Here is a 26,545-nt window from a genome sequence, read left to right as displayed (position 1 = left end):
TTCAGCCCTCAGCCGTTCCGAGGTCGGCGGCCCACGGGTAGTAGATGAAGGCCGCCGAGGACGGCACTCCGGTCACCGCGTCCGACATGACCAGCGTGGATGGCGTGGCGACGACCGGAATCCAGACGGCGTTCTCGACCCATCGTTGCTGCAGGTCGATGGTGAGCTCGGCGCGCTCGGCATCGTCGGTCGCGGCGTACGCCTCGTCGACGATCCGGTCGTACTCGGGATCCTCGAAGACGCCGAAGTTCACGCTCGCATCCGACTTCCCATTCTTGTAGAAGCCGAGCGGGTCGTTCTTCGAGATGTAGTACTCGTCGGGCCAGAGATCTGCTTGACCTCGGAGTTCCGCGTCGGAGTAGAAGTCGCCGTACTGCGCCTGCGGCACCACGAGGATCTCCGCCTCGAGCCCAATGCCCTTCGCAGCGGCGACCAGGGCGTTGGCGATCACATTGTGCGATGACGACCCGTTCGATGCGACGACGAGCTGCTCACCTGCCGCACCGGCGTCGGCGACGAGCTGCTCGGCCAGCGCGAGATCGTCTTCGCTGGGTGTGGCGGGAGCTCCGTCGAGCTCGTCGAACGCGGCTTCGAACGCCTCGACCTCGTAGCCCCAGGCGCCTGCACCGACCGGCGTCTTCCACGGTTGCGCCAGCCCGCTGAATGCCGCGGCTGCGACACCTTCGCGGTCGAGGGCGAGGGAGAGGGCGCGTCGTACAGCGGCGTCCGTCAGGATCCCTCGATCGGTCGTCTCGAGCACCCACGCGTTCGTCGAGGGCCCCTGGAAGACCGAGACGTCGGCGCTCTGCGCGAAGGCGGCAGCCGATCCGGCGTTCTCCAGGTACGCGCCCTGCGCTTCTCCTGCCGTGAGGCTGTTGGCGATGGCCGATTCGTCTGCCCAGCGGAAGACGACCTGCTCGGCGCTCGCATCGATGTCGGTGTTCCAGTATCCGTCGAACTTCTCGATCATGAGCTGGGATCCCGGCTCCCACGCGGTGATCTGGTACGGGCCGCTGCACGCTGAAGCGGAGCCGGGTCCGCCGAAGTCGTCGCCCTCGGCTTCGATCACCCGGGGGTTCCACACGATTCCGCCGTCGCCCGCCATCGCCTGCAGGAAGATGGCGTCGGGCTGCGTCATGGTCACCGTGATCTGGTCGTCACCGGTCTGGTCCATCGAGACGACGTTCTGATACTCGTCCGATTCCGCGGCGCCCTCTGCAGCATGGCGCTGCATGCTCCAGAGGACGTCGCCCGTCGAGACCTGGCTCCCGTCGTGGAAGGTCGCGTCCTGTCGGATCGTGAACACGACGTGCGTGTCATCGACCCACTGGGCTTCGGACGCGATGCCGTTGCCGAGCGTCAGATCGGGCTGCACCTGCATGAGCCGGTCGCAGACATTCGCGAGCACGGTGTCGTCGGCGGTGGTGGCGTCGATGTCGGAATCCATGGTGGTGGGCTCGCTGCCCAGCATCCAGGTGACGGAATCGATCGGGCCCGCCGCGGCGGGCGTCATGTCGCCGAATGGGGCTTCGAGCGGAGCTGATTCAGCGGAGGATCCGCCCGAGCCCGAGCAACCGGTCAGCGCGAGCGCGGCGGCCGCGCTCAGCCCGAGGGCCACCCGGGCTCCCGTCTGCAGTGATTTCTTCATTGAAATGTCTCCTTCTCAGCTTCAGTGCTGGTCTACAGCGATGTGTTGCGTGCGGATTTCGGGGATCTCGTCGTGCTCCGAGCCACCGGGGCCGTCGTACAGGTTCCAGGGGAGCAGTTCGTACTCGGTCTCGCACGGGAAGCCGGGCGCCACACGGTACTCGCCGGTGGTGAGGTCGACGCAACTCGACAGCAGCGTCGACCACTGCTTCAGGCGCGGGGAGCTCGAGTCGGGGTGCGTGCAGACGCCCTCGGGGAATCCGAGGTGATCCGACATCGCCGCGCGCACGAGTGCCAGGCTCTCGTCGGCGTCTCGCGCCGCGGCCACGCGGTCGAGGCCGGCTTTCACACGCGGCAGGCGCAGCAGTGAATCAGCGGAAACGGGCCGGTAGTGCCCGGCGAGCTGGGGCGGCACCGAGGCCTGGAAATGGTTGGTGTGCGCGATCACGCCCTGCGCATCGGGGAAGATCCAGTCGACGCCGTGCGGGGTGGTCTCGAGGTCGATCCCGTATCCGCTCCGGTGGGCGAGCAGGGCGTTGCTCGCGATGTGGGGGCGCGTCTTCACCAGTGTCTTCAGTGCGCCTGCGAGGTCGTTCCGGTCGAGCACGAGGCGGCGGATGATCGTCTGCGGGAGGCCGGTCTCGCTGCCGAAACTGCCGCCGAGGCCGTTGGCGTTCAGCGCGATCCCTGCGGAGTTCGCGCCGTGCCGACCGACTTGGCCGGCTTCGAGCTGCATGATGACGGTGGGCAAGGGATCCTGCACGATGCGGAGCACGAGGGTGGTGCCAGCGGTCAGCGTGCGCCAGTCCCAGTTCTGGCCGACCAGTGTGTGCCCGGTACCACTCGCCTGCCCGGTGAGGAAGAACGATGTGCAGCCGTCAACGGCGTCGCGTTCGTCGTCGGCCGCTGCGGACTCCGCGCTGCGCGTCTGATGGTTGTAGACGAACTCTCCGCGCACATTGAGCGTCACGATCTCGAGGAATGAGACGCCCGCCCCTTCCGCGATGCCCCGCATCTCATCGACCAGGTGGGGTGCCAGTCGCTCCGAGACCGGCAACCACTGAGCCGCGGATTCGGTGATCTCGGCCCAGGTCATCCCGGTCTGCTGCGTGAGCGCTTCCGAGTAGTATCCGATGGCTGCTGCGATGAGGTCGCTCGCTCCGGCGCCGTACTGGCGGCCGCGTTCACGCGGCGTTCCGCTCACCTCGAGCACTCGAATGCCGGTTGCTGCGCCCATCCTGACCCCTTATCCGATCACCGTTCTCCGGCGATCCCGCTTGCGCTCTCCCGCTCCCGGGAGAATGATGAATGGAACATCCATTACGGAATTACCATCATTAGGACAGAACGATACAGCAATGGAACCGTTTGTAACAAGTGATACGGAGAACCGTGCACTCACCCGCCTCAGGGAGCGCATCGCGGAGCGCTGGGATGGTCTCGCCAAATCGGAGCGCGCGGTGAGTCGGGTGCTCACCGCGATGTCGGCGGAGCGGCTGCTCTATGCGAGCGCCGCCGAACTCGGCGCGCAGAGCAAGACGTCCAACGCGTCGGTGGTACGGACGCTGCAGACGCTCGGCTACGCAGGCCTCTCGGAACTCAAGCAGGAGGTCGCGGCGCCCTTCAGCTCCAGCGTTGCGCCCGAGGTCAGGCTTCGCAGCCGCCTCGAGCACCTCGGGCAGGACCTCGGCCAGATCCAGCGCGAGATCTGGAGCGAGGCGCAGGATCTGGTGGCACTCGCGAGCCGCGCGAACAGCGACGCCCAGTACTCGACCGCAGTCAATCTCATCGTGCACGCCGACACCGTGTTCTGCTACGGACTGGGCGCGTCGGGCATCGCGGCCGACCACCTCGCACTGCGCCTGCGCCGCATCGGGGTCGGCACGCGGAGACTCGCGACCGACGGCTTCAGGCTCGCCGACGAGGTGATGAGCCTCGGCGCGCGCGACCTGCTGGTGATCTTCGCACCGGGACGCGTCACGCGCGACATCGAGGCCCTGCTCGACCAGGCTCAGCTCGTGGGCGCCAGCGCGCTGCTCATCACGGACGAGCTGCACGAGCAGCTCGGAGCACGAGTCACCGCATCGCTCACCGCACCGCACACGCCGACGGGCCTCACCGCGGAGGGCATCGCCGGTATTCTCACGGGCGACGTGCTCGTGCAGGGCGTCTCCGCCGTCGGCCCGGACACCGCGCTCCGCTCGTCCCAGGCCCTCAACGACCTGCGGGGGCGCCTCGGCTACTGAGGCGCCCCCGCAGATCCGCTCGCCCTACACGCCCGGCATCACCGAGAGCTCCAGCGCGTCGCCGTCGGCCGCGACATCGACGCGCACCGCAGAACCGTCGCGCACTTCCCCCGACAGGATCGCACGTGCGAGCCGGTCGTCGATCTCCTTCTGCATGAGACGGCGCAACGGCCTGGCGCCGTAGATCGGATCGTATCCCCGCGATGCGAGCCAGCTGCGCGCGTCGGGTGTGACGGCGAGCGTGAGGCGTCGATCCGCCAGCCGCAGTTGCAGACGGTCGATCGACAGCTCCACGATCTGAGCGAGATCGGCTTCGCTGAGCGGCCGGAAGATCACCATCTCGTCGAGTCGGTTGATGAACTCCGGCTTGAACGCGCGTCGCACCGTCTCTCGCACCGCGCTCTCCTTGTCGCTCCACACCATGTCGGGGTCGATCAGGTACTGGCTGCCGAGGTTCGAGGTGAGGATCAGGATGACGTTGCGGAAGTCGACCGTGCGGCCCTGACCATCGGTCAGCCGTCCGTCGTCGAGCACCTGCAGCAGCACGTCGAACACCTCCGGATGCGCCTTCTCGACCTCGTCGAGCAGCACCACCGAGTAGGGACGGCGACGCACCGCCTCGGTCAGCTGGCCGCCCTGCTCGTAGCCCACGTACCCCGGAGGCGCACCGACGAGACGCGAAACCGAGTGCTTCTCACCGTATTCCGACATGTCGATGCGCACCATGGCGTGCTCGTCGTCGAAGAGGAACTCGGCGAGCGCTTTGGCGAGCTCGGTCTTGCCGACACCGGTCGGCCCGAGGAACAGGAATGAACCCGTTGGCCGGTTCGGGTCGGCGATCCCGGCGCGCGTGCGTCGCACGGCGTCGGAGACGGCGCGCACCGCCTCGCCCTGACCGACCAGTCGCTTCGCGAGCTCGTGCTCGAGCGCGAGCAGCTTCTCGGTCTCGCCCTGCAGCAGGCGCCCGACGGGAATTCCCGTCCACGCCGCCACGACACCGGCGATGTCCTCGTCGGTGACCTGGTCGTTGACCATGCGCTCCTCGCCGTCGACCGCTCCCTGCGCTTCGGCGTCCTCGGCCTCGGTGAGCTGCTTCTGAATGACGGGGATCTCGCCGTACAGCAGTTTGGACGCCTTTTCCAGCTTGCCCTCGCGCTGGGCGACTTCAGCCTCCATCCGCAACTGGTCGAGCTTCTCACGGAGCGCGCCGACGCGGTTCAGCGAGTCGCGCTCGCGCTCCCAGCGCGCTTCGAGCTCGTCGAGCTCCGACCGCTTCGCAGCGAGATCGTCCCGGAGTTTCGCGAGGCGCTCCTTCGAGGCGTCGTCCTTCTCCTTCTTCAGAGCGAGTTCCTCGAGCTTCAGGCGATCCACTGCGCGCCGCAGCTCGTCGATCTCGACCGGAGCGGAGTCGATCTCCATACGCAGACGGCTCGCCGCCTCGTCGATCAGATCGATGGCCTTGTCCGGCAGCTGCCTGGCCGTGATGTACCGGTCGGAGAGAGCCGCTGCAGCGACGAGCGCAGAATCGGCGATGGTCACCTTGTGGTGCGCCTCGTACCGCTCCTTCAACCCGCGGAGGATCGCCACCGTGTCCGTCACGGACGGTTCGCCGACGTAGACCTGCTGGAAGCGACGCTCGAGCGCGGCGTCCTTCTCGATGTACTCGCGGTACTCGTCGAGGGTGGTGGCTCCGATGAGCCGAAGTTCGCCTCGGGCGAGCATCGGCTTGAGCATCTGCGACGCCGCGACCGAGGACTCTCCCCCGCCGGCCCCCATGAGCGTGTGCAGCTCGTCGATGAACGTGATGAATTTGCCGTCGGAATCCTTGATCTCCTGCAGCACCGCCTTCATGCGCTCTTCGAACTCGCCGCGGTACTTGGCGCCCGCGATGAGTGCTGAGATGTCGAGGGAGATGAGCTCCTTGTTCTTCAGCGACTCCGCGACGTCGCCCGCGACGATGCGCTGGGCGAGCCCTTCGACCACGGCGGTCTTGCCGACACCGGGGTCGCCGATGAGCACCGGGTTGTTCTTGGTGCGACGCGTGAGCACTTGGCTGACGCGCCGGATCTCGGAGTCGCGTCCGATGACTGGATCGAGCTTGCCCGACCGGGCGACCTCGGTCAGGTTGACTCCGAACTGCTCGAGCGCCGACTGCTGCTCGTCTTCGCCCTGGGCGGGCGTCCAATTGGCCTGCATGTGGGGTCCTCTCTCGATCAATCTCGGTGTGCGGGCGACTTTTCTGGTCGGTGATCAGGGAGTCCCGCAAACTTGAGTGAATATGACTCAAGTTTAGCCGCTCTTGCGAGAATGCGCTAGGACCGGGCTCCGGTCATCCGTCCGATGAGCCGCTGCGCCGGCGCCGACAGCAGCATGACGAGCATCGACCAGTACCCGAGAGCGGGAATCGCGAGCGACGCCGTCATCATCATCCATGCGCCCGGCGATCGCGGTGGCGACGGGAAGCCAGACGATCGTGAGCAGCCAGCCCGCCAGCAGCCACATGAATGATGACGTCACGCGCTCGACATCGGCGAAGAGCCGGTGATGGATCATCCAGAACATGGCGATCAGCACGAAACTCAGCACGAAGCTCAGCAGCTGCCCCGTGTGATCACCGAGCCAGGTCAGCGCATCGTCGCCGGATCCGACCTGCTCACGGGGTACGGCCTCAGCTGCCATGTGGTCAGTGTAAGCGCGGGCGCCCCTCACGCGCAGCTGTCGTCTTCCGGCGCCCGATAGCCTGGGTACGACCCGTACCCGACCTCGAAGGAATCACACTGATGTCGAAGATCGCCCTCGTGCGCAAGCCCAGCCCCCTGCTCGACAACGGAATCGTCGACCACATCGAGAAGGTGGCGGTCGACCTCGAGCGCGCGCTCGAGGAGTGGCAGGGGTACGTTGCGGCGCTGCGCTCGCACGGCTGGGAGACGATCGAGGTCGATGCCGCCGACGATTGCCCGGATTCCGTGTTCATCGAGGACACGGTCGTGATGTTCCGCAACGTCGCCGTGATCTCGCGCCCCGGTGCCGACAGCCGCAAGCCCGAGACCGCCGGCACGCGCAAAGCACTCGAAGAGCTCGGCCTGCCGATCGCCGAGATTCGCGAACCCGGCACCCTCGACGGCGGCGACGTGCTCAAGATCGGCGACACCGTCTACGTCGGCCGCGGCGGCCGCACGAACGCCGAGGGCGTCGCGCAGCTGCGTCGCATCCTGGCCCCGCTGGGCGCGAAGGTCGTGGGCGTCCCGGTCACGAAAGTGCTGCACCTCAAGACCGCGGTGACCGCGCTCCCCGACGGCACGGTCATCGGCTACCCGGAGTTCGTCGACAACTCCGACATCTTCGATCGCTTCCTCCCCGTGCCGGAGCCGCACGGCACGGCCGTCGTCTGCTTGAGCGAATCCGAGCTCATCATCTCCGCTTCCGCTCCCCGGACCGCGGAGATGCTGCGCGACCTCGGGTACACCGTGACGGAGGTCGCGCTCGCGGAGTACGAGAAGCTCGAGGGCTGCCCCACCTGCCTCTCGGTGCGGGTGCGCAACGCCCACTGAGACGTCGAGCTGATCCCGCTCCTCGCGCACGCCGCGCGGGATCAGTCGCGTCGGCCCGCCGACGCTCCGTTCGTCAGCCAGGAGACCACGATGTCACCGATGACGCCGCGCAGCCGTTCCCGGCGCTCGTCGTCGCGCATGTCGACGCCGAACAGAAATCCGAAGGTGTGCTGGTTGGCGACCTGGAACACGCAGTACGAGCTGATCAGCATGTGCACTTCGAGGGCGTCGACGTCGTCGCGGAACACCCCGTCAGCGCACCCGCGCGCTAAGACGTCCTCGAGAATTCCGAGCGCAGGCCGACTCGCCTCGCGAAGCGAATCGAGTCGGCGGATGAAGCGCCCGTGATGCACGTTCTCGACCGCGACGAGGCGGATGAACGCCTCGTGCTCGAGATGGTGGTCGTAGGTGAGCTCGGCGAGGCGGCGCACCGCTTCGAGCGGCGCGAGCCCCGCGACGTCGAGCCCTCGCTCCGCCTCGCGAATACCGAGATACGCCTGCTCGAGCACCGCCACGTACAGGCCCTCTTTGCTCCCGAAGTAGTAGTAGATCATCCGTTTCGTGGTGCGCGTGCGCATCGCGATCTCATCGACGCTCGTGCCCGTGAACCCCGACTCCGAGAACGCCGCCGTCGCCATCTCGAGCAGTTCGGCGCGTGTCCGATCCGCGTCCCGCTGCCGGTCCTTGGTCTGCGTCACGCCCCCATTCTGCCGCATGAGGGCGGGCAGCACCTCGGGACAGGCGTCACTGCTGAGCATTCAGCCGCACCGGGGTGCTCGCGGCGCCGAACCCGACGTATCCGCCGCGACGCTCGACCATTTCGAAGAACACTCCGCCGAAGGTCGGCGTGTAGAAGTGGACGAACGCGCCGTGCTCGTCGCGATCGTAGAGGAGGCCGAGTTCTCGCAACTCGGCGAGCTCCGCGGGGTCGATATCGAAACGTGCGCCGAGGTCGTCGTAGTAGTTCTGCGGAATGCGCAGCAGGCTGAGCCCCCGGTCCCGGGCGAGGCGCGCCACGTCCGTCACGTCATCGACGCGGATCGCCACGTGACGGGCGAGCGCTGGCGCGCTCGGCGGCGCAAGGTTCAGGGCCAGCTGCACCGCGCCGTCTGGAGTGCGCATCACCGTGCTCCGCACGAGTCCCCTCGGCCCGGGCAGCTCCGCAGTGGATTCGGATTCGAGCCCGAGCACGCTCGTGTGGAACAGTACGGCCGCGTCGAAGCGCTCCCACGAGTAGCCGAGATTGATGTGGTCGACCGCGCCGCCAGCAGCAGCGCCCGCGTGTTCGGTCTCACCGCCTGCGAACTCCTGGATCCAGGACGCCGACGGCGGGCGGTCGCTCCAGAACACCTGCGTGCCGTCCGGCGATGCGACGCCTCGCAGTCGCTGCTCTCCTGCGAACGTTCTGCGGAACACCTCGTCCGCGCCGATGCCGAGCGCGCGATGCATCGCAGCCTCGGTGTCATCCACGAGCATTCCGACGCTCGCCACTCGAGGCTGCGACTCACGAGCCTGCTCGTTCAAGATCACTCGTGCCGAACCCCTGCTCCACAGCCTGACCGGCTTGCTCCGGTGCCGCCCGCCGAAGATGAACCCCAACTGGTCGAGCAACTGGTCGAGTTCCGTCAGATCTTCGCCCGCGACCTCGACGAAGTCCACTCCGCGCGGAACCTGCGGGGCCTGGAGGCGGTCCTCCGACCACCCGTTGGCAGCGGCCGTCTGGTCGGCGAGCCACCGGAGCGAACGAAGCGCATGATCCGCCGTCTCCCGTGCGTCCGTCTGCCGGAACGTGTCATTGAACACTTCCAGTGAGAGCGGTCCCGAGTACCCGGCGCGCAGCACGTGCGAGAGAAACGCCGGCAACTCGAAGCTGCCTTCACCGGGGAAGAGTCGATGGTGCCGGCTCCAGGAGAGCACATCGAGATCCAGGTCCGGTGCGTCCGCGAGTTGCAGGAAGAAGATCTTCTCGGCGTCGATCTGCTCGATGCCCGAAGGATCGAGACCGAGCGACAGAATGTGAAAGCTGTCGAGACATACGCCGAGGTTCGGACGATCGGCTCGCCGCACGAGATTCCAGGCATGCCGGTAGTCCTGCACGAAGCGGCCCCAGGCAAGCGCTTCATAAGCGATTCGGATGCCGCGGGCCGCAGCGCGGTCGGCGAACTCTCCCAGCTGCCTGACCAGCGTCTCGTCATCCCCGATCGTTGCGGTGGCGACATTGCTGCAGAGCAGCATCAGGTCTGTGCCGAGCCGTTCCATCACGTCGAATTTCGCTTCCGCGCGACGGAGCACCTCGGCGAAGTCGCTCTCGGGCACGCCCTCGGCATCGCGGAAGGGCTGGAACATGTCGATGCGCAGTCCGAGCCTCGCGCAGAGGGCCCGAATCTCCTCGGGCGATTCGGGCGCTGCGACGAGGTCGGCGTCCATGATCTCGACCCCGTCGAAACCAGCCTCTGCGCAGGCGTGCAACTTCTCGGCGAGCTGCCCGGAGAGGCAGACGGTGGCGATTGAGGTCCGCATACCCATGCTTCCTATCGCCCCTGCTCGACCGGCACCCGAATGCCGAGCGTGTCCGTCGGAACGTCTTTCGTCTCTCGAGCGGTCAGCGCGGCGAGCACGACGATGAGGCAGATCACGCCGGTGAAGATGGAGATGACGACCCAACCGCCCTCCTGCACGCCTCCGAGCGCCGCGACGATCGACGGCGCGAATCCGGCCATGAGGAAGCCGAGCTGCGTTCCGATCGCAAGACCCGAGAACCGCACGCGGGCGGAGAACATCTCGCCGTAGAACGATGGCCAGACGGCATTCGCCGCCGCGTAGCCGCAGGAGAACGTCAGAATCGCGAGCGCGAAGGTGAGCACGATGTTGTCGCTGCTCATCGAGAGCATGTAGAAGGGCATGAACACGGCTGACGAGATCGCACCGTAGATGAAGACGGGCTTCCTGCCGACCCTGTCGGCGAGCATCGCGAAGAGCGGTTGCGTTCCGAGCGCGACGACGTTCGCAACGACCACGAGCCAGAGCGTGATGTTCTGCGCGAGGCCCACTTCGACTCCGTAGGCGATGGCCAAGTTCCCGAAGACCGTGGAGACGGCCGCGATGAAAGCGCAGAGGACGACGCGGAGCACATCGCGCCAGTGATCGCGGAGCAACGGCAACAGCGGAATCTTCGCGATCTCGCCCTGCGCCTTCGCCTCCTCGAACGTCGGCGTCTCGTGCAGCGTGCGTCGGATGTAGAAGGTGACGACGACCACCACGGCGCTCAACCAGAACGGGATGCGCCAGGCCCACTCGTACTTGAACGGATCGTCGTCGGGCAGCATGGTCACCGGCAGGAAGACGAGTGCGGCCAGGATCTGGCCCCCTTGGGTACCGGTGAGCGTCCACGAGGTGAAGAACGACCTGCGGTGATCGGGCGCATGCTCGAGCGACATCGACGACGCACCGGCTTGCTCTCCCGCCGCTGAGAGCCCCTGCAGAAGCCGGCAGAAGACCAGCAGGATCGGTGCCGCCCACCCGATCTGCGCGAACGTCGGGAGGCAACCGATCACGAAGGTGGCCGCCCCCATGAGAACGAGCGTGAACATCAGCACCCGCTGCCGACCGATGCGGTCGCCGAAGTGGCCGAGGATCACGGCGCCGAACGGGCGGGCGATGTAGGCGAACCCGAAGGTCGCGAGCGACATCACCAGTGCGGCCTGATCGCCGTCTGGGAAGAAGATATGCGGAAAGATGAGCGCCGAGGCCGTTCCGAAGATGAAGAAGTCGTAGTACTCGACGGCGCTTCCCATGAAGCTCGCGAGCGCGGCTCTCACCGGTGTCTTCTGCGGCACATCCGCTCGTGTCTGCGTTGACATGTGCGTGGTTCTCCTGTTCATGGGTCGATCATTCTGCTGCGATCAGGGATTGGAAATGGCGAGTCATGCGGCCGGCATCGGCGGCATGACCCGTGATGATCCGGAAGGCGTCGACGGCTTGGAAGACGGCCATGCCGCTGCCGTCGAGCGTGGCGCATCCGATCTGCCTCGCGCGGCGCAGCAGCGGGGTCTCGATCGGGCGATAGATCACATCGGACACCCAGAGCTCCTGGCGGAGCAGTCCGAGATCGAATGGGGCGCCAGGATGGTGGGCCATCCCGATCGGAGTGCACTGCACGACGCCGTCGCAGGCCGCCAAGAGTTCGGGGAGCGCATCGACGCCGGCCGCGACGACGTCGGCGCCGTGACGTCCGGCCAATGCGTCGGTCAGTTCGGCCGCACGCGACGAGTCAACGTCGACGATCGTGAGCCGCTGCGCGCCGAGGCGCAGGAGCGCGTCTGCCACGGCTGCCCCTGCCCCGCCCGCGCCGATCTGCGTCACGTGACCGAGCCGGACGGTCGGGATGGCAGCGCGGAAGGCGCGCTCGTAGCCTGTCGTGTCCGTGTTGAACCCTGTGCGGCCGTCAGGCCCGAATCGCACCGTGTTGACGGCCCCCACACGTGCGGCGACAGGATCGATCCGATCGAGGAGCGGGATCACCGCCTGCTTGCAGGGGTGGGTGACGTTCACGGCAGTGAACCCGAGGCGTTCGGCCCACTGGAGCACGCTCGGCAGATCGTCGACATTCAGGTGCAGCGCGGTGAGATCGATCGGCCGGTAGACGTACGTCAGGCCTTGGCGGCGCCCCTCCTCCATATGCAGTGCCGGCGTCAACGACGGGGCAGTGCCGGAGCCGATCAGACCCGCGAGGATCGGGGAATCGTGATGCACGTCACTCCTCTGTGTCGTCAGCGTTGCCGGCTAATGTACTAACCGTTACGTACATGGTACGCCGCGGCGGCTCCGTGTCAAGAAGAGGCGTACGCTGGCCCCATCCATCACCCGCCGGGAGGCCACGCATGAGCGCACTGATCACCACCGCACCACCCCGGGCGACGCCCCTGCAGCATGTCGCCCGGGTGCTTCTGGGGCTCGCGCTCCTGTTCGCAGGGATCGCTCACCTCACGTTCGCACGCCGCGATTTCCAAGCGCAGGTGCCCGATTGGGTGCCCGCAGACAAGGATTTCGTGGTCGTGGCCTCCGGCATCGTCGAGATCAGCCTGGGCGGCGCGGTCGCCGTGCTCGGCAGGCTGCGGGTGCCGATCGGCTGGGTGATCGCGGGGTTCTTCATCGCAGTGTTCCCCGGCAACATCTCGCAGTTCGTGACCCGCTCAGACGCGTTCGGGCTCGACAGCGATGCCGCGCGCGGGATCCGGCTGGTGTTCCAACCGCTCCTCGTGCTCTGGGCCCTGTGGTCGTGCGGAGCACTCCAGGCGATGCGACGCGGGCGCTGAGCGCCGGCGGTTACACGTGCCGCAGATCCTCCGCAATCGCGGCGGTCGTCTCCAGCAGACGCGGAACATGCTCCTCGCGGAGCCGAGCGAGCGAGTCTCTGCTCGCACTCGTCGACACGTTCACCGCCGCGGCGACGGACCCATCGCGGCGACGCACCGGGGCGGCCGCAGATCGCAGCCCCACCTCGAGCTCGCCGTCGACGATCGCCCACCCCTGCTCGCGCACGCGCTGGAGTTCAGCGCGGAGCCGCTCGGGGTCGGTGAGGGTCCGTTGCGTGAGCGCGGGCGTCGGAGCATGCGCGAGCACGGTCTCGGCCTCCGATTCGGGCAACGCCGCGAGCAGTACCCGCCCCATGCTCGTCGCGTAGGCGGGGAAGCTGGTGCCGATGGTGATGCCGACGGTCATGATGCGCCGCGTCGGCACCCGGGCGACGTAGACGATGTCGCTGCCCGCGAGCACCGCGGCCGACACCGATTCGCCGGTCTCACGTGAGAGCCGCTCGAGGTGCGGCTGCATCACCTCGGGAAGCGAAAGGGCGGAGAGGTAGCTGAACCCCAGTTCGAGCACTCGCGGGGTCAGGGCGAAGGCGCGTCCGTCCGTCCGCACGTACCCGAGCGTCTCGAGCGTGCGCAGAAACCGCCGCGCAGCCGCCGCAGGAATTCCGGCCCGCCGTGAAACGTCGCTGAGGCTGAGCTCCGGATGCTCCGCGTCGAAGGCCCGGATCACGGCGAGTCCGCGCGCGAGCGACTGCACGAAGTCGCCGTTCGCCGCCTCGCCCGCGGGTTCTGAATGCGCATTCACGCGCCCACCTTACCGGCCCGACCCGGTGGCCTCCGCACGTGTCATCGTTCGAGCACGACGGCGAGCCCCTGCCCCACTCCGATGCAGATCGCGACCACGGCGACGCCCCCGCCGAGACGCCGCAACCCGTGAGCCGCCCGCCCGATGATGCGCCCCCCTGATGCTCCGAGCGGGTGCCCGATCGCCAGCGCGCCACCGTGCACGTTCAACCGTTCCGGGTCGAGCTCCGGCCACCCGGCCAGGCAGGCGAGCGACTGCGACGCGAAGGCTTCGTTCAGTTCCACGAAGTCGACGTCGGCCCAGCTGCGCCCGGATCGCGCGAGCGCCCGATTCGCCGCCTCGATCGGGGCGATGGGGAAGAGGTCGGGATCCACGCCGTGCGTCGCGCGCCCCGTGATGCGGGCGAGCGGTTCTGCGGCGATCGCCCCCTCGCCGCCGATGAGGACCGCCGATGCGCCGTCGTTGATCGACGAGGCGTTCCCCGCGGTGACGGTCCCGTCGGCCGCGAACAGCGGTCGTAGGGCCGCGAGCTTCTCGACGGTCGAACCGTCGCGTATCCCCTCGTCTCGAGCGAGCTCCGCTCCCGGCACCTGCACGATCTCGTCGTCGAACACTCCGTCCGCCCACGCCGCCGCCGCCCGCTGATGCGAGCGCACCGCGAACGCGTCCTGCTGCTCGCGCGAAATGCTCCACTCGCGTGCGATCCTCTCGGCGGACTCGCCATTCGAGATGCTCCACGGCGCGGGGAACGCCGGGTTCACCATGCGCCACCCGATGGACGTGTTCCACATCGTCTGGTTGCCGACCGACGGCCACGGCTTCGCCGACTTCTCAACGACGAAGGGAGCCCGGCTCATCGATTCGACGCCGCCGGCCAGCACGATCTGAGCGTCGCCGGATTCGACCGCTCGCGCGGCCTGGATCACCGCTTCGACCGACGATGCGCAGAGCCGATTGACGGTCGTTCCCGTGACGGTGGTGGGGAAGCCTGCGAGCAGGGCGCCGAAGCGCGCGACGTTGCGGTTGTCTTCGCCCGCTTGATTCGCATCGCCGAAGATCACATCGTCGATGCGCCCGGGGTCGATGCCGGTGCGCTCCGCACTCGCCCGCATCACGGTGGCAGCGAGGTCGTCGGGGCGCACTCCGGAGAGAGCTCCTCCGGCGCGGCCGAACGGCGTGCGCACCGCATCGTAGATGAATGCTCCGGTCATGATCGTCCCTCCGCAGTCGCATCCGTGAGGCGCAGGCCCGTGGCCGCCTCGAGCATCGGTATCGAGTTGTCGCCGAACAGCTCGCGCACGGCGAACCCGTCCTCGGTCACCTCGAAAACGGCGTGATCGGTGTAGACCCGCGAGACACACGCGGTGCCGGTCAACGGATACGAGCAGGCCGCGACGAGTTTCGACTCCCCCTGCTTCGTCAGCAGGTCGGTCATCACGTACACGTGCTTCGCCCCGATCGCGAGATCCATCGCCCCGCCGACGGCCGGAATCGCCCCGGGAGCACCGGTCGACCAATTGGCGAGATCCCCGTTGGAGGCGACCTGGAACGCCCCGAGCACGCAAACGTCGAGGTGACCCCCGCGCATCATGCCGAAGGAGTCCGCGTGGTGGAAGTAAGCGGCGCCGGCGACGGCGGTCACCGCCTGCTTGCCTGCGTTGATGAGATCGGGATCGACACGTCCGGCGGCAGGTGCTCGACCCATGCCGAGCATGCCGTTCTCGGTGTGCAGGATGATCTCGGCGTCGTCCGGCAGGTAGTCGGCGACCAGAGTCGGCGCACCGATGCCGAGGTTGACGACGGACCCCTCGGCGATGTCGGCTGCGATGCGTGCCGCGAGCTCCTCGCGGGTGATGCGGGTGCTCATGCGACGTCCCCCTCGGTCTGCACCGGCGCTCCTGCGAGGTCCACGCCTCCCACGAAGACGCCGTCGCGCAGCCAACGGCGCTCGCTGACGGCGACCACGCGATCCACGTAGATGCCGGGAGTCACCACGACCTCCGGATCGATGTCGCCGAGCGGGACCACCGTGTCGACTTGCGCGATCGTCGTCTGCGCGGCCGCCGCCATGATCGGACCGAAATTGCGCGCGGTCTCGCGATAGACGAGGTTGCCCCAGCGATCGGCGTTCCACCCACTGATCAGCGCGAAGTCGGCGCGAATCGGGTACTCGAGCGCGTATGCTCGCCCAGCGATCTCGCGGATCTCCTTGCCTGCCGCGAGTTCCGTGCCGACGCCCGTGGGGGTGTAGAAGGCGCCGATGCCGGCGCCGGCCGCGCGGATCCGCTCCGCGAGGTTGCCCTGCGGCACGAGTTCGAGCTCGATTGCGCCTGCGCGATAGAGCTCGTCGAACACCCAGGAATCCGCTTGTCGGGGGAACGAGCAGATGATCTTGCGTACGCGACGCTCGGCGAGCAGCGCGGCGAGGCCGTCGTCACCGTTTCCCGCGTTGTTGTTCACGATCGTGAGGTCGCTCGCGCCGTGGGCGATGAGTGCGTCGATCAACTCGATGGGCTGCCCGGCTCTGCCGAATCCGCCGATCATCACCGTAGCGCCGTCGTGAATGCCCGCCACCGCGGCCGCGGGATCCGGCACCGTCTTGTCGATCATGAACACGTCATTTCGCACAGCGAAGTATAGTTCGTCATGCGAACACACTACCCGATTGCGGCGGTGGGGCACACCCCTGGTCGTCCGCACCGCGTGCTGGCAGACTGGGCCGATGCCTCTTACCGCACTGATCACCGGCGCATCGACAGGACTCGGAGCCGAGTTCGCCCGGCAGCTCGCCGCCGCGGGCGTCGACCTCGTGCTCGTCGCACGCGACCGCGAACGGCTCGAGATCCTGGCCTCCGAGCTGCGGGATCGCCACGGCATCGACGCCTCCGCGCTGCCAGCCGACCTCACCCGCGCTCCCGACCTGGAGCGGGTGGCGGGCCGGCTCAGCGCGCGGGATCGTCCCGTCGACATCCTCGTGAACAACGCGGGATTCGGTGTTGCCGACGGCTTCGAGACGAGCGAACTCGACGACGAGCGGAGGCTGCACGAACTGCTGTCATGGGTGCCGCTCCACCTGTCGCACGCCGCCGTCCCGGGAATGCTCGACCGGGGCTACGGCTGGATCCTGAACGTCGCCAGCGTCGCCGCATTCACGCCGACGGGCACCTACGGAGCCGCGAAGGCGGCGATCGTGTCGCTCTCGCGCTCCCTCAACGCGCGCTACCGCCGTCGCGGCGTGCGCGTGACCGCTCTCTGCCCGGGCCTGCTCGACACCGAATTCCATGCGCGCATGGGAGAGGATCACCTGCCCCGCCTCCCAAGGATCGCCTGGGCGAGCACCGCCCGCGTCGCGCAGGAGGGACTCTCCGCAGTTCGACGCGGCCGGAGCGTCCTGATCTCCGATTGGCGCTACCGACTCCTCGCGCCGCTCATCCACGTGCTGCCCGACCGACTGCTCGAGCGCACGTCGACGACGAACGACGGCGCGCTGAACTGAGCCCGAGCGGCACCTGCGCGGCCCGCACCGCACATTCATCCGACTCACTGCCCGCGCACGCCGAGCGGGCATAGGCTGAGGCAATGGTCAACTATCGGTATCTCGGAAACAGCGGCTTCAAGGTCTCGGAAATCACGTTCGGCAACTGGGTGACGCACGCGTCTCAGGTCGCCGACGACGCGGCGATCAAGACGGTGCACGCGGCGCTCGACGCCGGCATCACCACGTTCGACACCGCCGACACGTACGCGAACACCGCGGCCGAGGCCGTGCTCGGGCGCGCACTGGAGGGGCAGCGACGCGAGGGTCTCGAGATCTTCACGAAGGTGTACTTCCCGACCGGCCAGAAGGGGCCGAACGACACCGGGCTGAGCCGCAAGCACATCCTCGAATCGATCAACGGCTCGCTCCGCCGCCTCGGCACCGATTACGTTGACCTGTACCAGGCTCACCGCTTCGACTACGAGACGCCGCTCGAAGAGACGTTCCAGGCGTTCGCCGACGTCGTGCGACAGGGCAAGGCGCTCTACATCGGCGTCTCGGAATGGACCGCCGAGCAGCTGCGCGAGGGGCACCAGCTCGCGCGCGAATTCGGCGTGCAGCTCATCTCGAACCAGCCGCAGTACTCGATGCTGCACCGCGTGATCGAGGGGAAGGTCGTTCCGGCGTCCGAGGAGCTCGGCATCTCGCAGATCGTCTGGTCGCCCATGGCGCAGGGCGTGCTCTCGGGCAAGTACCTTCCCGGACAGCCGGTGCCCTCGGGTTCGCGCGCGACCGATGGCAAGAGCGGTGCGGAGTTCATGCGGAAGTTCTTGGACGACCGGATCCTCGAGGCCGTGCAGGGCCTGAAGCCGATCGCCGAGCAGGCCGGGCTCACCATGCCGCAGCTCGCGATCGCCTGGGTGCTGCAGAATCCGAACGTGGCCGCGGCCCTCGTGGGGGCCTCGCGACCCGAGCAGCTCGCCGACACGGTGAAGGCGTCAGGAGTCGTGCTCGACGCCGACACGCTCGCAGCCATCGACGATGCGCTCGGCGACATTCCCAATCGCGACGCCGAGGACACGTACGAGGTGTCGCCGAAGACCCGTCTGGTCTGATCCGGCCGGCCGCTTCCGGCCTGCCGCTCTCCGCCGAGCACGGGAGAGTGCGATGCGCTTGCGCACCGCACTCTCCCGTGTTAGTTTTGCCGCAAAACTACTTGCGGACCTCCCATGAACTGGAGTGATCAATGAAGATCGTCATCATCGGCGCCGGCATCGGCGGCCTCCTCAGCGCACTCAGCCTGCACGCCGCCGGCTTCGAGCACATCGAAGTCTACGAGCGATCCGAGGAGATCCGCGGCCTCGGCGTCGGCATCAACCTGCTGCCTCACGCGATCCGCGAGCTCACCGAGCTCGGCATCGTCGACGACATCGCCGCACTCGGGGTCGAGCCGAGCACGCTCGCCTACTACAACCGCCACGGTCAGCCCATCTGGAGTGAGCCTCGCGGCACCGCCGCAGGGTACGCCTGGCCCCAGCTCTCCGTGCATCGGGGGCGGCTGCAGATCGCGCTCCGCGACCTCGTCGAGCAGCGCGTCGGCGACATCATCCGCACCGGGCACCGGGTCGTCTCCGTGGAACACGGGGAGGAGCAGGATCTGGCGCGGTTCACGACGGAGGCCGGCGAGGTCACCGTGTCGGCTGACGTCGTGATCGCCGCCGACGGCATCCACTCGGCTGTGCGCGCAGAGCGCTACCCGGAAGAGGGAGCTCCCCCCTCCAACGGGCTCACCCTCTGGCGCGGTGTCGCGTACGCCGAACCGTTCCTCGACGGCAGCACGATGGTGATGGTGGGCGACGGCGAGCAGAAGTTCGTCGCGTACCCCCTCGGCCAGGTCGGAGACGACGGGCGCATGCCCATCAACTTCATCGCTGAGCAGCGGGGAGCAGGATCCGGCCAGGTGGACTGGAACCACCCCATCGACCCGAAGCCCATCGTCGAACTCTTCCGCAAGTGGGCGTTCGACTGGATCGACATTCCCGGCCTCATCGCGAGCGCCGACGAGATCCTCGAATATCCGATGGTGGATCGCGACGCGCTCCCGCAGTGGACGTTCGGGCGCACCACGCTCCTCGGAGATGCCGCGCATGCGATGTACCCCAACGGCTCGAACGGCGGATCGCAAGCGACCCTCGACGCTCGCACGCTGGCATTCCACCTCGCCCACGCCCCCACCCCGCGGGACGGCCTCCGCGCGTACGAAGCCGATCGCCGACCGGCCACCGCTGCACTGCTCGAGCAGACGCGCCAGGCCGGCCCCGAGAAGGTGATGGTGCTCGCCGCGGAGCGTGCGCCTGAGGGCTTCTCGCACATCCACGACGTGATTCCCGAGACCGAGCTGGCGGAAGTCGCGACCGCCTACAAGCAAGCCGCAGGGTTCCACCCGGAGATGCTGAACGCGCGCGCTTCGCTGTCCGTCGAACGCTGACCGATGACCGGCATCGTCGACTCCGCCCGCCTCGCCGGCGTCATCTCGCCCCTGCGGCGTGCGCTGCTCAGCGCCGCGCGGGCCGCCGGGGATCTTCCGGAGATTCCCGATTCTCAGATTCAGGTCATCCGCGCACTCCCCTCCGGCACGGCTCTCGCGCCCAGCGATCTCGCTGAGGCGCTCCACCTCGACCGCTCAACGGTGAGCAACCTGCTCGCCTCGATGCAGCGAGCCGGGCTCGTCGAGCGCCGACCGGACGAGGCCGACGGCCGACGCGTACTGGTGACGACCTCGGAACGAGCCAGGGCGCTCTTCACCGCCTACGACCGTGCGAGCACCCGCATTCTCGGGGAATCACTCGAAACGCTCGCCGGCGACGACCTGACCTCGATCGCCGCTGCACTGCCCGCACTCGAACGGCTGCTCTGCGCGCTCCTCAGCGCACACGATCCGAGTCTCCCCCGCGCCACCGAAGAACGGAGCACCTCATGACCCCTCCCGCAGCGCGCCCGTCGGAATCTGCGCTTCCGGCTCCCGGCCTCGAGCACGTGTTCGACGTCTCCGTCGAGCTCGGTGCGATCGAGGATCACGGTCGGACCCGAGCGGGCCACCGCAGAGTCATTCCGATTCTCGGGGGCAGCATCTCCGGGGACGTGAAGGCCGAGATCCTGCCGGGCGGCGCGGACTGGCAGATCGTGCGGACCGACGGCTCGATCGAGATCGACGGCCGCTACTCGGCGCGCACCGCCGACGGCGAGCTGCTCTACCTGCAGGCGTCGGGGGTGCGCAGCGGAGAACCGCACGTGCTCGAATCGTTGCTCAAGGGCGAGACGGTCGACCCCTCCGAGTACTATTTCCGCACCGTGGTCACGATCGAGACCTCGGCACCGGCGCTCGCGCACCTCGAACGATCGCTGTACCTCGCCGTCGCCCAGCGCACGGCGAGCGCTGTGCGCTACGCCACGTACCGCTTCGTGTGACACGACTCGGTGCGTCGCGTCGCACGCCCGAGTGGCTGACGCACGGTCACTCCGGCCGATCCTTCACCACTCGCCGGTGCAGCAGCGCCGTGACCACCGCGATCACCGAACCGATGAGCGTGTCGAGCACGCGCTCGGTCGCAGCGCCCATGAGATCGCCTCCGCCGGCTGCTGCCCCCGTGAGGAGGAGCACGAGCGGCGTGATGAAGACGAGGGCAAGAGCGTAATTGCGCACCACCACGAGCTCGATGATGAACTGCAGCCCGGTGAGTAGCAGCACGAGCGCGAGGGGGAAGGCCCCGAGCGGGGCGATCGCGAGGTAGAGCACCGCGCCGACGAGGGTGCCGACGGTGCGATGCAGCCCGCGGGCGAGCGAGTGTCGGCGCACCGCACTCAAGCCGATGACGGCGACACCCGCGGAGACCGTCCAATAGGCGCGATGGGGATCGATCCAGAGCATCGTGACGACCGTGCCGACGACGGCGACGATCAGAATGCGCAGGATCAGCCGGCGCTCGCCCGGTCCCAACCAGGGCCCGGGCAGCAGCTCGCCGAGGGGCCGCACCGGTTTCGCCCGCTCGGCGTCTCGGAGCAACGGGGCGAGGGCCAGCAGGTACGAGAACAGCGCACCACCCGCGAGCGCCGCGATGAGTATGAGCGGGGAGTTCAGTCGTTCGCCATCGACCACTGCGGTGATGTTGCCGGCCAGCCCGTAGCTCAGCACGAAGAACACCGGACCGGGCGGGCCGAGCCGGAAGGCGAACGACAGCGCCGCAGTCGCTCCGGCGACGACCACGAGCCCGATGCCCAGCAGCACCGGCCACGGCGACAGCACCGCGCCGAGCGCGGCAGAGCCGATGAGGGCGAGTGCCACGAACGGCAGCACCTTGGCCCGCTCCGCGGCGGCGAGGCTGGCGGCGAAGAGTGCGACGAAGGCTCCGGCAGCGGTCTGCAACCCGATGCCTTCGTATCCCAGTGCGGTCAGCACGCCGAACGGCACGCCGATGGAGAGCGCCGCTCGCAGCGCGATCCAGAGTCTCGGGCCCGGGCCGGCGGGCATCTCGACGAGACTGCGCACCGCTTTGATCACGGCGGTGGGCGGCGTACGGCGATCGGGTCGAGAGGACTCACCGTCTCCGACCGCTTCCGCCATACTCGCCTCCATCTTGCTCGCGCCCGTCCATTCTCCCAGGTGCGGAGTACTCGGGGCGCTCAGGCGTTGCGTTCAGGGCGCGGAATTGCTCGATTCGGGATCGATCGCCTCCGCTGCGAGCCGGGCGGCGCCGATGATGCCGGCGTTGTTGCGCAGTCGCGCCGGAACGACCGGCACCGTGACACCCGCGAACGGAAGAAAACTGTCGGATGCCTTGCTGATGCTGCCGCCGAGTACGAATCGGTCGGGGTTCAGAATCTTCTCGAGGTAACCGATGTACCGGGAGACGCGCGACGCCCACTCGTCGAGCGTGATGCCTTCGCGCTCGATCACCTTCGCAGCCGTGTGGCGTTCGATCGAGGTGAACCCGTCGAGCTCCAGATGCCCGAGCTCGAAGTTCGGCACAAGCACGCCGTCGGCGACGAGCGCCGAACCGATCCCTGTTCCGAAGGTGAGCACGAGCGTCACGCCGGGAAGGCCGCTGACCTCGCCGAACGCGACCTCGGCGATGCCAGCTGCATCCGCATCGTTCACGACGGTGCACGGCGCCGCGACCGCCGCCGAGAGCAGCGCGTGCGCGTCGGTGCCGATCCAGCTGAGGTCGATGTTCGCGGCGGTGCGCATCACGCCGTCGCGCACCACTCCCGGGAGCGTGACTCCGACGGGGAGGTTCGCGCTGCTGTCGAACCCGACGGCAGCGAGCTCAGCCCGAATCGCAGCGGCCATCGACCCGACCTCGCGAGCGATATCGGCCGGCGCACCGCCTGCGGGGGTCGCGACCTTGTGCCGAGTGCTGATCTTCTCGCCGGTCGTCACATCGATCGCGGCGCCCTTGATACCCGTACCACCGACATCGATGCCGATGGCTGCGTGCTGCAGTCCCATAGCGGCGAGTGTATCGGCAGCGCAGGGGCGATCGCTAGACGGCGCGGAGCACGATGGCGCTGCCCTGCCCGCCGCCGCCGCAGATGCCGATGGCTCCGAGGGATCCGACACCCTCCTCGGCGAGCTGCCGCGCGAGCGTGCCGACGATGCGAGCGCCGGAGGCCCCGATCGGGTGACCGAGAGCGATCGCTCCACCATGCCGGTTGACGATGCTCGGATCGAGGCCGAGCTCGCGGCCCGACTGCACGCCGACCGCCGCGAATGCCTCGTTGATCTCGACCGCTGCGAGGTCGGCGACGGCGATTGCGCCGGTCTTCGCGAGTGCAGCCGTGATCGCCCGCGCGGGCTGCGAGTGGAGCTGCGTGTCGGGGCCGGCGACGAATGCGGTCGCCTCGACGCGGGCGAACGGCGCGAGGCCGAGTCGCTCCGCGGCCGCCTCGCTCACGATCACGAGCGCCGCAGCGCCGTCGGTGATCTGCGAGGCGTTGCCCGCAGTGATGGTGCCCTCCCTCGAGAAGGCCGGCCGCAGACCCGCCAGTGCTTCCGCGGTGGTCTCCGCACGCACGCCGTCGTCGCTCGAGACCACCGTTTCGCCCCGACGCGACGTCACCGTGAACGGTTCGATCTCCCCGGCGAGGAATTCGGCCGAGGCTGCGGCGCGCTGGTGGGAGACCGCCGCGAACGCGTCCTGCTCCTCACGGGTCAGCCCGAGCGGCGTATTGCCGGTCTCGGTGAGCGCGCCCATGGCAACCTGATCGAATGCGTCTGACAGGCCGTCGCGGTCGACCGTGTCGACGAGGGCCGCGTCGCCGTACTTCGTGCCAGCGCGCAACGGCAGCACGTGCGGGGCGAGCGACATCGATTCCTGGCCGGCTGCGACGACGATCTCCGCCTCACCGCTGTTGATGAGGCGCACCGCCTGAGAGACGGCCTCGGCGCCGGAGAGGCACACGGCGTTGAGCGTTACGGCAGGCACTTCGAGGGGGATCCCCGCGCCCACCGCCGTCTGACGGGCCGGGTTCTGGCCGGCGCCCGCCTGCAGCACCTGGCCGACCACGACCGCGTCCACGTCAGCGGGGGCAACGCCTGCACGGGCGAGTGCCGCACGCACGGCGTGGGCGCCCAGCACGGTAGCCGGCTGCGCGGCGAGCTGTCCGGTGAAACGAGTGAACGGGGTGCGGGCGTATCCCGCGATGAGTGCGGTCATCGGCTGGCTCCTCGGTGGTCGAACGGGGTGCATCCATCATCGCGCACCTCCGGAGCCGCGGCACCTGCGCACCTGCACGGGCGGAGGGCTTCACGGTGTGCACGATGATCGCGCCCGCATCAGCCGAGCTGCGCCTTGAGCACGTTGAGGTGGGACCGGGTGAGGGCCGCGGACGCAGTGCCGTCGCGCGCCGCGATGGCCGCGAAGATGCGCTCATGCGCTCCGTGGTCCGCCGCATCTCCGTGGTGGCCCCGCAGACGCAGCATCCGCACCATGGCATCTCGGCTCCGCGGCTCGAATCCGTCGAACAGCTCGAGCAGCACGGCGCTGTGCGCTGCGACGGTGATGCCGCGGTGGAACGCGGAGTCCGCCTGGACGTGCTCATCGAGGTCGGCGCGGTGCCGCTCGCGCTCGCGCAGGGCCTGTCGGAGGTTCTCGAGATCCGCCGGCGTGCGCCGCTCCGCGGCGAGCGCGGCGGCCTCGACTTCGATCGCCGTGCGTGCTTCGATGACGGCCACGATGTCGGCACGTGCGAGGACCGAGTCCCAGGTGTCGGGGACCTCGGTGGCGACGACGAATACGCCGGCCCCTTGACGTGTCACGAGTACGCCTCGGCCCGCGAGGATGCGGATGGCCTCCCGCACGGTCGATCGCCCGACGCCGAGCTGCGGGGCGAGCGTGGTCTCGCCGGGGAGCTTCTCGCCGATCCCCCACTCGCGCTCCCGAAGACGCGCGAGGAGGAGTTCGGCGGCCTTCTCGGCGAGGGATTCTCGGCGCACGGTCGTCATGGCTTCATTCTCCCACTCTAAACACTTCTCTACTTGTCTGAGGAGTTGTGATAGATTCGCTCCGTGCTCATTCTCTGCGACCTCCGCGCTCTCCTTCTTCGCTGCCACGGCGGGGTCTAGCCAGACCGGCTCCCCGACGTGGAGCCGTTACGCCAGCCGGTCGACCGCAAGCGAACACTCTCGACAGGACAGACGATGACCGACACCTCCCTCCCGACCGTCCCAGCGCCCGCAATCCCCGGCCCGGCAAACCTGCCGGCATGGAACCGGCAGCAGCACTCGGCAATGCCCTCGCATCGCTATCGCGACGTGTACGCCCGCGTCGAGGTCCCGCTGATCGAGCGCGACTGGCCGAGCAAGAAGCTGACCTCTGCACCGTTGTGGGTGCCGGTCGACCTCCGCGACGGCAATCAGGCCCTCGCCGAACCGATGGATCCGGCGCGAAAGCGGCGCTTCTTCGAACTGATGGTCGCGATGGGCTACAAGGAGATCGAGGTCGGCTACCCCTCCGCTTCGCAGACGGACTACGACTTCGTCCGCCTCATCGCCGAGACCGACATCGCGCCCGATGATGTCACGATCGTGGTGTTCACGCCTGCGCGGCGCGACTTGATCCAGCGCACCGTGGAATCCATTCGCGGCATCCGCAATCACGTCGTGATCCACATGTACACGGCCACCGCCCCCGCGTGGCGGAATACCGTGCTCATGCAGGAGCGCGATGAACTGCAGCAGCTGATCCTCGCCGGTGGGCGTGACGTGCTCGAGTCGGCCGGGCACCTCCCGAATGTACGGTTCGAATTCAGCCCCGAAGTCTTCAATCTCACAGAGCCCGACTACGTCCTCGACGTCTGCAACGCCATGACCGAGCTCTGGGGCGCTGCGCCCGACCGGCCGGTCATCCTCAACCTCCCGGCCACCGTCGAAGTCGCGACACCGAACGTCTACGCCGATCAGATCGAGTACATGCACAAGAACCTCGCTCGCCGCGACGCCGTCATTCTCTCGGTCCATCCGCACAACGACCGAGGAACCGGAATCGCCTGCGCCGAACTCGCCGTGCTCGCCGGCGCCCAGCGCGTCGAGGGCTGCATCTTCGGCAACGGGGAGCGCACCGGAAATGTCGACCTCGCCACGCTCGCGCTGAACCTGCACGCGCAGGGAGTCGATCCGATGATCGACTTCTCCGATATCGACGCGATCCGCCGCACCGTCGAGCACTGCAATCGCATCGAGGTGCATCCCCGCCATCCGTACGTCGGAGACCTCGTGCACACCGCTTTCTCCGGTACGCATCAGGACGCGATCAAGAAGGGGTTCGCCGAGCATCGCGCCCGTGCCGCCCGCGAGAATCGAGGCGAAGCAGAGATCGCTTGGGCGGTGCCGTATCTGCCGATCGACCCCGCCGACATCGGTCGCAGCTACGACGCGGTCATCCGCGTGAACTCTCAATCCGGCAAGGGAGGCATCGCGTACCTCCTCGAAACGGAGTACGGCATCGAGCTGCCGCGCCGCCTTCAGATCGACTTCGCCCGTCAGGTGCAGCGGCACGCCGACGCGACGGGCGGCGAGATGACCGCGGCTGCGCTGCGGCAGATCTTCGACGCAGCGTATCTCGCCGTGCCGGCCGAGCAGAGTCCGGCCGCGCCGACGCGTACCGCAGTCGAACTCGTGGACGCGAGCACGACCGGGCAGCGGACGAGGATCACGATCCAGGCGAACGGCCGCAAGAGCACCACGAGCCACGACGGCATCGGCCCCATCGAAGCGCTGGTCGCGGCGCTCTCGCACAACGGCGCTGGGATCGAGATCCTGAGCCTGCATCAGACCAGCATCGGCACGGGGAGCGACAGCGAGGCGCTCACTCTGATCGAGTATCGCAACGAACAGGGCACCGGGTGGGCAGGAGGAAGGGACCGCTCAGTGCTCTCAGCGTCGCTCAACGCGGTGATGCTCGCAGCGACATGCTCGACTCGCGGCGAATCGACCGCCTCCTGCGCCTAGT

Annotated in this window: 25 protein-coding genes; 9 read left to right on the top strand and 16 right to left on the bottom strand. The window is 68.1% G+C overall.

The window, feature by feature from the left end:
• Window position 1: 1 nt before the first annotated feature.
• Both JSQ98_RS12050 and JSQ98_RS12045 read right to left on the bottom strand, forming a co-directional pair.
• Entirely contained in the window at window positions 2-1,648 is a 1,647-nt protein-coding gene (locus JSQ98_RS12050; protein ID WP_211649887.1) for an ABC transporter substrate-binding protein, read from the bottom strand.
• Window positions 1,649-1,669: 21 nt separating this feature from the next.
• Window positions 1,670-2,884: a C45 family autoproteolytic acyltransferase/hydrolase gene (locus JSQ98_RS12045; protein WP_211649886.1), complete on the bottom strand. Its 1,215-nt coding sequence runs from the start codon at window positions 2,882-2,884 to the stop codon at window positions 1,670-1,672.
• Between the two features lie 121 nt (window positions 2,885-3,005).
• Between JSQ98_RS12045 and JSQ98_RS12040 the strand changes: the two genes are divergently transcribed.
• Window positions 3,006-3,893: a MurR/RpiR family transcriptional regulator gene (locus JSQ98_RS12040; RefSeq protein ID WP_090146297.1), complete on the top strand. Its 888-nt coding sequence runs from the start codon at window positions 3,006-3,008 to the stop codon at window positions 3,891-3,893.
• 24 nt (window positions 3,894-3,917) lie between these two features.
• On the opposite strand, the gene JSQ98_RS12035 is transcribed toward JSQ98_RS12040, so the two are convergent.
• Together JSQ98_RS12035 and JSQ98_RS12030 are read right to left on the bottom strand one after the other, a co-directional pair.
• Window positions 3,918-6,089 (bottom strand): ATP-dependent Clp protease ATP-binding subunit, encoded by a 2,172-nt coding sequence (locus JSQ98_RS12035; protein ID WP_090146295.1) that lies wholly within the window; start codon window positions 6,087-6,089, stop codon window positions 3,918-3,920.
• Between the two features lie 93 nt (window positions 6,090-6,182).
• On the bottom strand, window positions 6,183-6,572 hold the full coding sequence (locus JSQ98_RS12030; RefSeq protein ID WP_211649885.1) for a TMEM175 family protein: 390 nt from the start codon (window positions 6,570-6,572) through the stop codon (window positions 6,183-6,185).
• 101 nt (window positions 6,573-6,673) lie between these two features.
• Between JSQ98_RS12030 and ddaH the strand changes: the two genes are divergently transcribed.
• Window positions 6,674-7,444 carry a dimethylargininase gene (ddaH, locus tag JSQ98_RS12025; protein ID WP_283242030.1) on the top strand — a complete coding sequence of 257 codons (771 nt, stop codon included), beginning with the start codon at window positions 6,674-6,676 and terminating at the stop codon, window positions 7,442-7,444.
• A gap of 41 nt (window positions 7,445-7,485) precedes the next feature.
• Here the strand turns inward: ddaH and JSQ98_RS12020 are convergent, their stop codons facing one another.
• The 4 genes from JSQ98_RS12020 to JSQ98_RS12005 are packed head-to-tail and all read right to left on the bottom strand — an operon-like array spanning window position 7,486 to window position 12,196.
• Complete coding sequence (locus JSQ98_RS12020) at window positions 7,486-8,142, bottom strand: TetR/AcrR family transcriptional regulator (protein WP_346728787.1); 657 nt, start codon at window positions 8,140-8,142, stop codon at window positions 7,486-7,488.
• A gap of 46 nt (window positions 8,143-8,188) precedes the next feature.
• Window positions 8,189-9,964 (bottom strand): bifunctional sugar phosphate isomerase/epimerase/4-hydroxyphenylpyruvate dioxygenase family protein, encoded by a 1,776-nt coding sequence (locus JSQ98_RS12015; RefSeq protein ID WP_211649883.1) that lies wholly within the window; start codon window positions 9,962-9,964, stop codon window positions 8,189-8,191.
• Between the two features lie 11 nt (window positions 9,965-9,975).
• The gene (locus tag JSQ98_RS12010) at window positions 9,976-11,304 is read right to left on the bottom strand and encodes an MFS transporter (protein WP_211649881.1); all 1,329 of its coding nucleotides are present in this window, start codon (window positions 11,302-11,304) and stop codon (window positions 9,976-9,978) included.
• Window positions 11,305-11,332: 28 nt separating this feature from the next.
• Complete coding sequence (locus JSQ98_RS12005; protein WP_211649879.1) at window positions 11,333-12,196, bottom strand: shikimate dehydrogenase; 864 nt, start codon at window positions 12,194-12,196, stop codon at window positions 11,333-11,335.
• A gap of 128 nt (window positions 12,197-12,324) precedes the next feature.
• Between JSQ98_RS12005 and JSQ98_RS12000 the strand changes: the two genes are divergently transcribed.
• A complete protein-coding gene (locus JSQ98_RS12000) occupies window positions 12,325-12,759 on the top strand; it encodes a DoxX family protein (protein ID WP_211649878.1) in 435 nt (144 codons plus the stop codon).
• A gap of 10 nt (window positions 12,760-12,769) precedes the next feature.
• On the opposite strand, the gene JSQ98_RS11995 is transcribed toward JSQ98_RS12000, so the two are convergent.
• From JSQ98_RS11995 to JSQ98_RS11980, 4 genes are read right to left on the bottom strand one after another with little or no spacing between them, the layout of a single operon-like run.
• Window positions 12,770-13,561, bottom strand: coding sequence for an IclR family transcriptional regulator domain-containing protein (locus tag JSQ98_RS11995; protein ID WP_211649877.1), 792 nt, complete (start codon window positions 13,559-13,561; stop codon window positions 12,770-12,772).
• A gap of 41 nt (window positions 13,562-13,602) precedes the next feature.
• A complete protein-coding gene (locus JSQ98_RS11990; RefSeq protein ID WP_211649876.1) occupies window positions 13,603-14,772 on the bottom strand; it encodes a thiolase family protein in 1,170 nt (389 codons plus the stop codon).
• Window positions 14,769-15,428, bottom strand: a complete 660-nt coding sequence (locus tag JSQ98_RS11985; RefSeq protein WP_090146275.1) for a 3-oxoacid CoA-transferase subunit B — start codon at window positions 15,426-15,428, stop codon at window positions 14,769-14,771. The genes JSQ98_RS11990 and JSQ98_RS11985 overlap by 4 nt, the downstream gene beginning before the upstream one ends.
• Window positions 15,425-16,171 carry a 3-oxoacid CoA-transferase subunit A gene (locus tag JSQ98_RS11980; protein WP_211649875.1) on the bottom strand — a complete coding sequence of 249 codons (747 nt, stop codon included), beginning with the start codon at window positions 16,169-16,171 and terminating at the stop codon, window positions 15,425-15,427. The genes JSQ98_RS11985 and JSQ98_RS11980 overlap by 4 nt, the downstream gene beginning before the upstream one ends.
• Before the next feature lie 112 nt (window positions 16,172-16,283).
• Here JSQ98_RS11980 and JSQ98_RS11975 point away from each other — a divergent pair, with 112 nt between their 5' ends.
• From JSQ98_RS11975 to JSQ98_RS11955, 5 genes are all read left to right on the top strand, one after another.
• Window positions 16,284-17,057 (top strand): SDR family NAD(P)-dependent oxidoreductase, encoded by a 774-nt coding sequence (locus JSQ98_RS11975; RefSeq protein ID WP_211649874.1) that lies wholly within the window; start codon window positions 16,284-16,286, stop codon window positions 17,055-17,057.
• Window positions 17,058-17,140: 83 nt separating this feature from the next.
• Entirely contained in the window at window positions 17,141-18,154 is a 1,014-nt protein-coding gene (locus JSQ98_RS11970; protein ID WP_200330422.1) for an aldo/keto reductase family protein, read from the top strand.
• A gap of 131 nt (window positions 18,155-18,285) precedes the next feature.
• On the top strand, window positions 18,286-19,527 hold the full coding sequence (locus JSQ98_RS11965) for a flavin-dependent oxidoreductase (RefSeq protein WP_211649873.1): 1,242 nt from the start codon (window positions 18,286-18,288) through the stop codon (window positions 19,525-19,527).
• A gap of 3 nt (window positions 19,528-19,530) precedes the next feature.
• Window positions 19,531-20,019 (top strand): MarR family winged helix-turn-helix transcriptional regulator, encoded by a 489-nt coding sequence (locus tag JSQ98_RS11960; RefSeq protein WP_211649872.1) that lies wholly within the window; start codon window positions 19,531-19,533, stop codon window positions 20,017-20,019.
• Entirely contained in the window at window positions 20,016-20,507 is a 492-nt protein-coding gene (locus JSQ98_RS11955; RefSeq protein ID WP_090146261.1) for a DUF3237 domain-containing protein, read from the top strand. Before JSQ98_RS11960 ends, JSQ98_RS11955 begins: the two co-directional genes overlap by 4 nt.
• A gap of 46 nt (window positions 20,508-20,553) precedes the next feature.
• On the opposite strand, the gene JSQ98_RS11950 is transcribed toward JSQ98_RS11955, so the two are convergent.
• From JSQ98_RS11950 to JSQ98_RS11935, 4 genes are all read right to left on the bottom strand, one after another.
• Window positions 20,554-21,660, bottom strand: coding sequence for an FUSC family protein (locus tag JSQ98_RS11950; protein WP_090146259.1), 1,107 nt, complete (start codon window positions 21,658-21,660; stop codon window positions 20,554-20,556).
• A gap of 72 nt (window positions 21,661-21,732) precedes the next feature.
• The gene (gene ppgK / locus JSQ98_RS11945) at window positions 21,733-22,545 is read right to left on the bottom strand and encodes a polyphosphate--glucose phosphotransferase (RefSeq protein WP_211649871.1); all 813 of its coding nucleotides are present in this window, start codon (window positions 22,543-22,545) and stop codon (window positions 21,733-21,735) included.
• A gap of 34 nt (window positions 22,546-22,579) precedes the next feature.
• Window positions 22,580-23,752, bottom strand: coding sequence for an acetyl-CoA C-acyltransferase (locus JSQ98_RS11940; protein WP_211649869.1), 1,173 nt, complete (start codon window positions 23,750-23,752; stop codon window positions 22,580-22,582).
• A 119-nt stretch (window positions 23,753-23,871) separates the two neighbouring features.
• On the bottom strand, window positions 23,872-24,540 hold the full coding sequence (locus JSQ98_RS11935) for a FadR/GntR family transcriptional regulator (RefSeq protein ID WP_211649867.1): 669 nt from the start codon (window positions 24,538-24,540) through the stop codon (window positions 23,872-23,874).
• A 195-nt stretch (window positions 24,541-24,735) separates the two neighbouring features.
• On the opposite strand from JSQ98_RS11935, the gene JSQ98_RS11930 reads away from it, so the two are divergent.
• Window positions 24,736-26,544, top strand: coding sequence for a 2-isopropylmalate synthase (locus JSQ98_RS11930; protein ID WP_211649866.1), 1,809 nt, complete (start codon window positions 24,736-24,738; stop codon window positions 26,542-26,544).
• Window position 26,545 lies beyond the last annotated feature (1 nt).

The organism is Leucobacter manosquensis (assembly GCF_018304845.1).
GTDB lineage: Bacteria > Actinomycetota > Actinomycetes > Actinomycetales > Microbacteriaceae > Leucobacter > Leucobacter alluvii.
The sequence above is the reverse complement of the archived record's forward strand: the minus strand, read 5'-3'. Positions and strand labels throughout refer to the sequence as shown.

What these genes read in the sequence shown, in the direction of transcription:
- JSQ98_RS12050 (WP_211649887.1), bottom strand. Translation starts at nt 1,648, where the DNA reads ATGAAGAAATCACTGCAGACGGGAGCCCGGGTGGCCCTCGGGCTGAGC.
- JSQ98_RS12045 (WP_211649886.1), bottom strand. Translation starts at nt 2,884, where the DNA reads ATGGGCGCAGCAACCGGCATTCGAGTGCTCGAGGTGAGCGGAACGCCG.
- JSQ98_RS12040 (WP_090146297.1), top strand. Translation starts at nt 3,006, where the DNA reads ATGGAACCGTTTGTAACAAGTGATACGGAGAACCGTGCACTCACCCGC.
- JSQ98_RS12035 (WP_090146295.1), bottom strand. Translation starts at nt 6,089, where the DNA reads ATGCAGGCCAATTGGACGCCCGCCCAGGGCGAAGACGAGCAGCAGTCG.
- JSQ98_RS12030 (WP_211649885.1), bottom strand. Translation starts at nt 6,572, where the DNA reads ATGGCAGCTGAGGCCGTACCCCGTGAGCAGGTCGGATCCGGCGACGAT.
- ddaH (WP_283242030.1), top strand. Translation starts at nt 6,674, where the DNA reads ATGTCGAAGATCGCCCTCGTGCGCAAGCCCAGCCCCCTGCTCGACAAC.
- JSQ98_RS12015 (WP_211649883.1), bottom strand. Translation starts at nt 9,964, where the DNA reads ATGCGGACCTCAATCGCCACCGTCTGCCTCTCCGGGCAGCTCGCCGAG.
- JSQ98_RS12010 (WP_211649881.1), bottom strand. Translation starts at nt 11,304, where the DNA reads ATGTCAACGCAGACACGAGCGGATGTGCCGCAGAAGACACCGGTGAGA.
- JSQ98_RS12000 (WP_211649878.1), top strand. Translation starts at nt 12,325, where the DNA reads ATGAGCGCACTGATCACCACCGCACCACCCCGGGCGACGCCCCTGCAG.
- JSQ98_RS11990 (WP_211649876.1), bottom strand. Translation starts at nt 14,772, where the DNA reads ATGACCGGAGCATTCATCTACGATGCGGTGCGCACGCCGTTCGGCCGC.
- JSQ98_RS11985 (WP_090146275.1), bottom strand. Translation starts at nt 15,428, where the DNA reads ATGAGCACCCGCATCACCCGCGAGGAGCTCGCGGCACGCATCGCAGCC.
- JSQ98_RS11980 (WP_211649875.1), bottom strand. Translation starts at nt 16,171, where the DNA reads ATGATCGACAAGACGGTGCCGGATCCCGCGGCCGCGGTGGCGGGCATT.
- JSQ98_RS11975 (WP_211649874.1), top strand. Translation starts at nt 16,284, where the DNA reads ATGCCTCTTACCGCACTGATCACCGGCGCATCGACAGGACTCGGAGCC.
- JSQ98_RS11970 (WP_200330422.1), top strand. Translation starts at nt 17,141, where the DNA reads ATGGTCAACTATCGGTATCTCGGAAACAGCGGCTTCAAGGTCTCGGAA.
- JSQ98_RS11965 (WP_211649873.1), top strand. Translation starts at nt 18,286, where the DNA reads ATGAAGATCGTCATCATCGGCGCCGGCATCGGCGGCCTCCTCAGCGCA.
- JSQ98_RS11960 (WP_211649872.1), top strand. Translation starts at nt 19,531, where the DNA reads ATGACCGGCATCGTCGACTCCGCCCGCCTCGCCGGCGTCATCTCGCCC.
- JSQ98_RS11955 (WP_090146261.1), top strand. Translation starts at nt 20,016, where the DNA reads ATGACCCCTCCCGCAGCGCGCCCGTCGGAATCTGCGCTTCCGGCTCCC.
- JSQ98_RS11950 (WP_090146259.1), bottom strand. Translation starts at nt 21,660, where the DNA reads ATGGCGGAAGCGGTCGGAGACGGTGAGTCCTCTCGACCCGATCGCCGT.
- ppgK (WP_211649871.1), bottom strand. Translation starts at nt 22,545, where the DNA reads ATGGGACTGCAGCACGCAGCCATCGGCATCGATGTCGGTGGTACGGGT.
- JSQ98_RS11940 (WP_211649869.1), bottom strand. Translation starts at nt 23,752, where the DNA reads ATGACCGCACTCATCGCGGGATACGCCCGCACCCCGTTCACTCGTTTC.
- JSQ98_RS11935 (WP_211649867.1), bottom strand. Translation starts at nt 24,540, where the DNA reads ATGACGACCGTGCGCCGAGAATCCCTCGCCGAGAAGGCCGCCGAACTC.
- JSQ98_RS11930 (WP_211649866.1), top strand. Translation starts at nt 24,736, where the DNA reads ATGACCGACACCTCCCTCCCGACCGTCCCAGCGCCCGCAATCCCCGGC.